The sequence below is a fragment of the Actinomadura sp. GC306 genome, assembly GCF_004348665.1.
In the GTDB taxonomy this organism is placed as follows: Bacteria; Actinomycetota; Actinomycetes; order Streptosporangiales; family Streptosporangiaceae; genus Spirillospora.
This window is the reverse complement of sequence record NZ_SMKM01000349.1, coordinates 1-6,102: the sequence shown is the minus strand read 5'-3', so window position 1 is coordinate 6,102 and position 6,102 is coordinate 1. Positions and strand designations below refer to the sequence as shown.

Below are 6,102 nucleotides of genomic sequence, written 5' to 3'. Positions count from 1 at the left end.
GACTACGGCGGAGGCGGCGGGTGGGGCGGCGGAGGCGGCGGAGGCGAGTGAGGGGCGCCGCCGCCGGGGCGCGCCGCCCCGGCGGGCCCGGTCCGGCGCCTAGACGAGGTTGGCGACCAGTTCGCTGACGGGCTTGCGGCGGCCCGTGTAGAACGGGATCTCCTCGCGGGTGTGCAGCCGCGCCTTGGCGCCGCGCAGGTGGCGCATCAGGTCGACGATGCGGTGCAGCTCGTCGGCCTCGAACGCCAGCATCCACTCGTAGTCGCCGAGCGCGAACGCCGACACCGTGTTGGCGCGGACGTCGGGGTAGTCGCGCGCCATCTTGCCGTGCTCGGCGAGCATCGCGCGGCGCTCGCCGTCCTCCAGCAGGTACCACTCGTAGGAGCGCACGAACGGGTAGACGCACACGTAGGCGCGGGGCTCCTCGTCGGCGAGGAAGGCGGGGATGTGGCTCTTGTTGAACTCCGCCGGGCGGTGCAGCGCCATCTGCGACCACACCGGCTCGCTGGCGCGGCCGAGGGCCGTGCGGCGGAACCGGGTGTAGACCTCCTGGAGGTCGTCGGACGTGGGCGCGTGCCACCAGAACATGTAGTCGGCGTCGGCGCGCAGGCCGGCGACGTCGTAGGCGCCGCGGGTGGTCACGTCCTTCTCGGCGGCCTGGTCGAGGAGTGCCTGGACCTCGGCCGCGTCCTGCTCGCCGAGCGTCCCCGGGCTGGTGACCCGGAAGACCGACCACATCGTGTAGCGGATGACCTCATTGAGTTCGCGTGCCCTGGACTTGCCCGTCGGCTGCGTCATGGTCTGCTCCTTCTCGGCTGCGCAGGTGGTCCAGCACCCGGGTGGCCGCCGCGCGCGCCGAGCCGATGCACGCGGGGATGCCCAGGCCGTCGTAGGCGGCGCCCGCGACCGCGAGCCCCGGCGTCGCGGCGACCGCGGACCGGACCCTGGCCACGCGGTCGGCGTGGCCGACGTTGTACTGCGGGAGCCCGCCGCCCCACCGGGTCACCCGGGTCTCGGCGGGCAGCTCGGTGACGCCGCAGGTCGCGGCGAGCTCCGCCATCGCGGTCGCGGCCAGCTCCGCGTCGGTCTGCTGCAGCGCCCGCTCGTCGCCGAACCGGCCGATGGAGCAGCGCACCGCGATGATCTCGGGGGCGCGGTCGCGCAGGTGGGGCCATTTCACCGAGCTGAACGTGACGGCCTTGACGCCCCGCCCCCCGTGCTCGGTCGCGCTCTCCACCGCGGGGACGAGGTAGCCGCTGCCGTCCGGGAGCCGCGGGAACGCGCTCGCCCGGTAGGCGAGCGTGATGATCGCCATGCCGGCGTACTCGATGTCCGCCAGCTCCCGGGAGGCGGCGGGGACCTCCTCCTTGAGCAGCCGCGCCGCGGGGGCCGCGGGGACGGCGATCAGCACCGCGTCCGCGTCGAGGTGCTCGGGGTCGCGGGTGGGCCCGATGGTGAGGCGCCAGCCGTCCGGGCGGCGGCGCAGTTCGCGGACCGTCGCGCCGGTGCGGATCGTCCCGCCGGCGGCGGTGATGTCGTCGGCGACGAGGTGCGGGAGCGTGCCGAGGCCGTCCGGCAGGGTGGCGAAGACCGGGCCCGGGTCCTTCGGCGCGGCGTCCCGGATGCTCTTGACGGCGTGCAGCAGCGAGCGGTGCGAGCGCGCGGCGGCGGCGACCGCGGGCAGCGTCGCGTCGAACGACAGCAGTTCGGTGCGTCCGGCGTACACGCCGCCGAGCAGCGGCTCGACGAGGCGGTCGACGACCTCGCGGCCGACGCGGGCCCCGATGTAGTCGGCGACGGACACGTCGGCGCCGCGCCGTGTCTCGGGCAGGACGAGGTCGAGCGGGACGCGCGCCAGCCCGCCCCGGGACAGCACCTGCGAGCCGGCCAGCGCCCTCAGGTCGGACGGGACGCCCATGACCTGCCCGGACGGGATCGTCCGCAGCGCGCCGCGGCTGAAGATCGACGAGGAGGTGGTGCCCGGGTTGACCAGCTCGCCGGACCGGCCGAGAGCGGCCACGAGGTCGAGGCCCTCGGGGCGGCGGGCGAGCATCGACTCGGCGCCCTCGTCGACCGGGATCCCGGCGATCTCGCTGACCCGCAGCTTGCCGCCGATCTGCGGGGAGCCCTCCAGGACGGTCACGCGGACGCCGCCCCGGGCCAGCAGGCGCGCGGCGGCGAGTCCGGCGATGCCGCCGCCGACGACGACGGCGTGGGACGTGCTCATGCCCCCAGCCTCCCAGACGCCGCGCCGGATCGCGCACCGGGGCCGGTGGAGAAGTGCGCGGGAAGCGCGGTCTTTCTGTCAACGGACTGACAAGCCACTCCAACCTCGCCAGTGGATACTGGCATTATGAACCGCTGGAGAACCCCCTTCCGGGCCGCGGGCGCCGCGGCCGCCGGCGCCGTGCTGGCCACCGGGCTGGCCGCCGGGCTCGCCGTCCCCGCGTCCGCGGCGGCCCGCGGCGGCTTCGAGCCGGTGCCGCTGCCCTTCTTCTGGCCGAACAACAACCTCTACGACGTCGCCGCCGCGTCCCCGGACAGCGTGTGGATCGCCGGGAACCAGGGCGAGCTGGTCATCCCCGGCCCCATCCCGGGAACGGGCACCCTCATTCCCGGCAATCCGGTCGTGCGCCGCTGGCAGGCGGGCCGCTGGGTCGAGTACGACCTCCAGGGCCTGCGCAACCGCGGCACGATCATGGACGTCGACGCCGCCGGCCCCGAGGACGTCTGGATCACCGGGCCCAAGTACGGCGCGGACAACGCGACGACCCCCTACCTGGCGCGCTTCACCGGCTCCGCGTTCGCCCAGGTGGCCCTACCGCCGGGCGCCGGGCGCGCCGACCTGCAGGCCCGCGCGTCCGGGGTGTGGCTCGTCACCGGCACCGACGTCCACCGCCGGACGGGTGACACCTGGACCCACGTGGCCGCCCTCCCCGGCATCGAAGTGGAGACCGTCCACGTCCGCGCCGACGACGACGTGTGGGCGCTCGGCACCGCCGCGCAGGACGACCCGGCCCTCGTCGCCCGCCACTGGGACGGGCGTGAGTGGCGGGACGCTCCGGTGAACCGGCCGTCCGGGAATGCCGTCGGCTTCACCGGCATGGTCGCGGTGTCCCCGGCCGAGGCGTGGGCCATCGGTTACACCGACCCCGGCCCGTCGAACGTCCCCCTGCTGATGCGCTGGGACGGCACCGCCTGGACGAGCGTCGCGCCGCCCGCCGGCCTCAACGGCTTCAGCGAGATCGTCCAGGGCGAGGACGGCACGCTGTGGATCGTCGGGCACGCGGTCGACGCACCCGCCGAGCCCGGCCTCCTGCGCTACGCGGGCGGGGCGTGGGAGCGGGTGCCGACCACCGCCGTGCCGAACCGGAGCAGCGTCAACCCGACCGCGCTGGCCGTCGTCCCCGGCACCGGCGCGCTGTGGACGCTCGGCACCGTCAACATCGGCGGCCCGGTCGTCCTGCGGGACGGCTGACGAGCGCGGCCGGGCCCCGCCCCCGTGACCGCCGCGTGCCTGCTTCGTGCTCGTTTCGCGATCCATCAGGAGGAACGGTGATATGCGGCACCTCGTCCAAGCCGCATGGGGATCGTGAGAGGCGTCAGGCACGTGACATGGGCGTTCGTCGTCCTCCTGCTCGCCGGGGCGCTGGCCGCGTGCGGGGGCGGCGACGGTGCTTCGGACAGCTCGGAACCGGCGGGCGGGGCCGCCCACCGCGCCCCCGCCGCCACGAGCGGTGAGCGCGGCGCGGGGGCGGAGCCCGGCGAGGGGGCACCGGCGGGAGCCGACGAGGGCGAGGGCACGGGCGCGAACCGGCGGGCCCCGCTCACCGCGGCGCGCGAGGTCGTCCACACGGCGTCGCTGCGGGTCAGGGCGGAGGACGTGAACGCGTCCGCCGCGAAGGCCAAGCGGCTGGTCACGGACGCGGGCGGCTACGTCGAGCAGGAGTCCAGCAGGACCGACCCGCCGCGCTCGGAGATCACGGTGAAGATCCCCGCCGACCGCTACGGGGAGCTGCTCAACACGCTCGGCACCGACCTCGGCAGCAAGCTGTCGCTGAGCCAGGAGGCCGAGGACGTCACCGGCGAGGTCGCCGACGTGGCCGCCCGGGTGCGCTCCGCGGAGGCGTCGCTCGCCTCCTTCCGGAAGCTGTACGAGCGCGCCGGCTCCATCGACGAGATCATCCGGCTGGAGAACGAGATCGCCGAGCGCGAGGCCGACCTGGAGGCCCTGCAGGCGCGCGAGAAGTCGCTGAAGAACCGCACCCAGTTCGCGACCGTCACCGTGACGCTGGTGTCCAAGGACGCGCCGAAGGACCCCGAGGACGACTCACGCGGCGGGTTCATCGGCGGGCTGCAGAACGGCTGGGACGACTTCACGGCGTTCGTCGGGGGCGTCGCCATGGTGGTCGGCTGGCTGCTGCCCTTCCTCGTGACGGCGGCCGTGCTCGCCGTTCCGGCGCTGGCGCTGGTGCGCCGCCGGCGCACCCGGCGCTCGACCGGCGCGGGCGGCGGCCCCGGCTCCGGGGCGGAGCAACGGAAGGCCGCCGCACCGGCTGGCGAGCAGGGCGAGAACTAGCGTGCGTCCTCGGCGCTCGCCTCGTGGACGAGCTCCACGAGGCGGGCCAGCACGTCCGGGTCGGTGGACGGCAGGACGCCGTGGCCCAGGTTGAAGATGTGCCCCTCGGCGGTGCGGCCCCGGGCCAGCACGTCGCGGGCGCGGCTCTCCACCGTCTCCCACGGGGCGAACAGGATCGCCGGGTCGAGGTTGCCCTGCAGCGCCTTGCCGGGCTCGACGCGGCTGACGGCCTCGTCCAGCGGCACCCGCCAGTCGACGCCGACGACGTCCGCGCCCGCCTCGCCCATCGGGCCGAGCAGCTCGCCCGTCCCGACGCCGAAGTGGATGCGGGGCACGCCGAGCGGCTCGACCTCGGTGAAGATGCGGCGGGTGTGCGGCAGGACCGAGGCGCGGTAGTCCTCCTCGGCGACCGCGCCGACCCAGGAGTCGAAGACCTGCACGGCGCTCGCACCGGCCGCGACCTGCACCTTCAGGAACGCGATGGTGAGGTCGGCGAGGCGGTCCATGAGGTCGGCCCACAGCTCGGGCTCGCCGTACATCATGGCCTTGGTGCGCTCGTGGTTCTTGGACGGGCCGCCCTCGATCAGGTACGAGGCCAGCGTGAACGGGCCGCCGGCGAACCCGATCAGCGGGGTCGCGCCCAGCTCCCCGACCAGGCCGCCGACGGCCTCGGTGACGTACGAGACGTCGTCGGGCACCAGCGGGCGCAGCGCCGCCACGCCCGCCGCGTCCCGGACCGGGTCGGCGATGACCGGGCCGACGCCCGGCTTGATGTCGAGGTCCACGCCGATGGCCTTGAGCGGCACCATGATGTCGCTGAAGAAGATGGCGGCGTCCACCCCGTACCGGCGCACCGGCTGCATGGTGATCTCCACGACCATCTCCGGCCGGGTGCAGGACTCCAGCATCGGGACGCCCTCGCGCACCCGGAGGTACTCGGGGAGGGAGCGTCCCGCCTGGCGCATGAACCACACGGGCGTGTGCGGGACCGGCCGCCTGCGGCAGGCCAGCAGGAAGGGGCTCGCGGAGAGCCCGCCGTCGTCGGGCGGGCGCACGGCGTCATCGGGGCGGGCAGCGTCTGCGGTCACGGTGCGATGGTCCCATGAATAGGCTGCGAGGGGGGACGCGGGTGGCCCCTGTGGCGGGACGAACTTCCGGACACGCCGAGCGAAGTCCCGCATTCTGTCACCGGCGCGTGCGAACGTGATGCGTGTCATAGCCGAGGGAGGTCCCCCTTGTACTGCTCCACCTGCGGTGATGAACGTGCGTTCGAGCAGCCGCCATGCCCGGACGGGCACGGCGGGGAGTGCCCGGAACGCGCGTGCGTCGACTGCGGCTCGGCCGTCCTGGTCGGCGCGCCGCCGCCCGCGCCGCCTCCCGCACGGGAGCGCGCGGCCACCACCGCCCCGGAGCCCACCACCGCCCCCGCGCACGGCCCGGCCACCGGCCGCGGCACCGGACGCGCCGCCACCGCGCGGGCCGTGGCCTGAACGGCCCGGCCCCCGAGACGAAACCACCTGTGC

6 protein-coding genes are annotated in these 6,102 nt (G+C 75.1%); 3 read left to right on the top strand and 3 right to left on the bottom strand.

Going from position 1 to position 6,102, the window contains the following annotated elements; translation table 11 throughout:
* Positions 1–99 precede the first annotated feature (99 nt).
* Positions 100–798 (bottom strand): hydrogen peroxide-dependent heme synthase, encoded by a 699-nt coding sequence (gene hemQ / locus E1200_RS30295; protein WP_131955553.1) that lies wholly within the window; start codon positions 796–798, stop codon positions 100–102.
* Positions 755–2,227: a protoporphyrinogen oxidase gene (gene hemG / locus E1200_RS30290; RefSeq protein ID WP_131955551.1), complete on the bottom strand. Its 1,473-nt coding sequence runs from the start codon at positions 2,225–2,227 to the stop codon at positions 755–757. Before hemG ends, hemQ begins: the two co-directional genes overlap by 44 nt.
* A 126-nt stretch (positions 2,228–2,353) precedes the next feature.
* Here hemG and E1200_RS30285 point away from each other — a divergent pair, with 126 nt between their 5' ends.
* Together E1200_RS30285 and E1200_RS30280 are read left to right on the top strand one after the other, a co-directional pair.
* Positions 2,354–3,478 (top strand): hypothetical protein, encoded by a 1,125-nt coding sequence (locus E1200_RS30285; protein WP_131955549.1) that lies wholly within the window; start codon positions 2,354–2,356, stop codon positions 3,476–3,478.
* Between the two features lie 114 nt (positions 3,479–3,592).
* Positions 3,593–4,579 (top strand): DUF4349 domain-containing protein, encoded by a 987-nt coding sequence (locus E1200_RS30280; protein ID WP_165950527.1) that lies wholly within the window; start codon positions 3,593–3,595, stop codon positions 4,577–4,579.
* On the opposite strand, the gene hemE is transcribed toward E1200_RS30280, so the two are convergent.
* Positions 4,576–5,589 carry a uroporphyrinogen decarboxylase gene (gene hemE, locus E1200_RS30275; RefSeq protein WP_347813248.1) on the bottom strand — a complete coding sequence of 338 codons (1,014 nt, stop codon included), beginning with the start codon at positions 5,587–5,589 and terminating at the stop codon, positions 4,576–4,578. The two genes, E1200_RS30280 and hemE, sit on opposite strands and share 4 nt — an antisense overlap.
* A 225-nt stretch (positions 5,590–5,814) precedes the next feature.
* On the opposite strand from hemE, the gene E1200_RS30270 reads away from it, so the two are divergent.
* On the top strand, positions 5,815–6,069 hold the full coding sequence (locus E1200_RS30270; protein WP_131955543.1) for a hypothetical protein: 255 nt from the start codon (positions 5,815–5,817) through the stop codon (positions 6,067–6,069).
* The last annotated feature ends 33 nt before the right edge of the window (positions 6,070–6,102 follow it).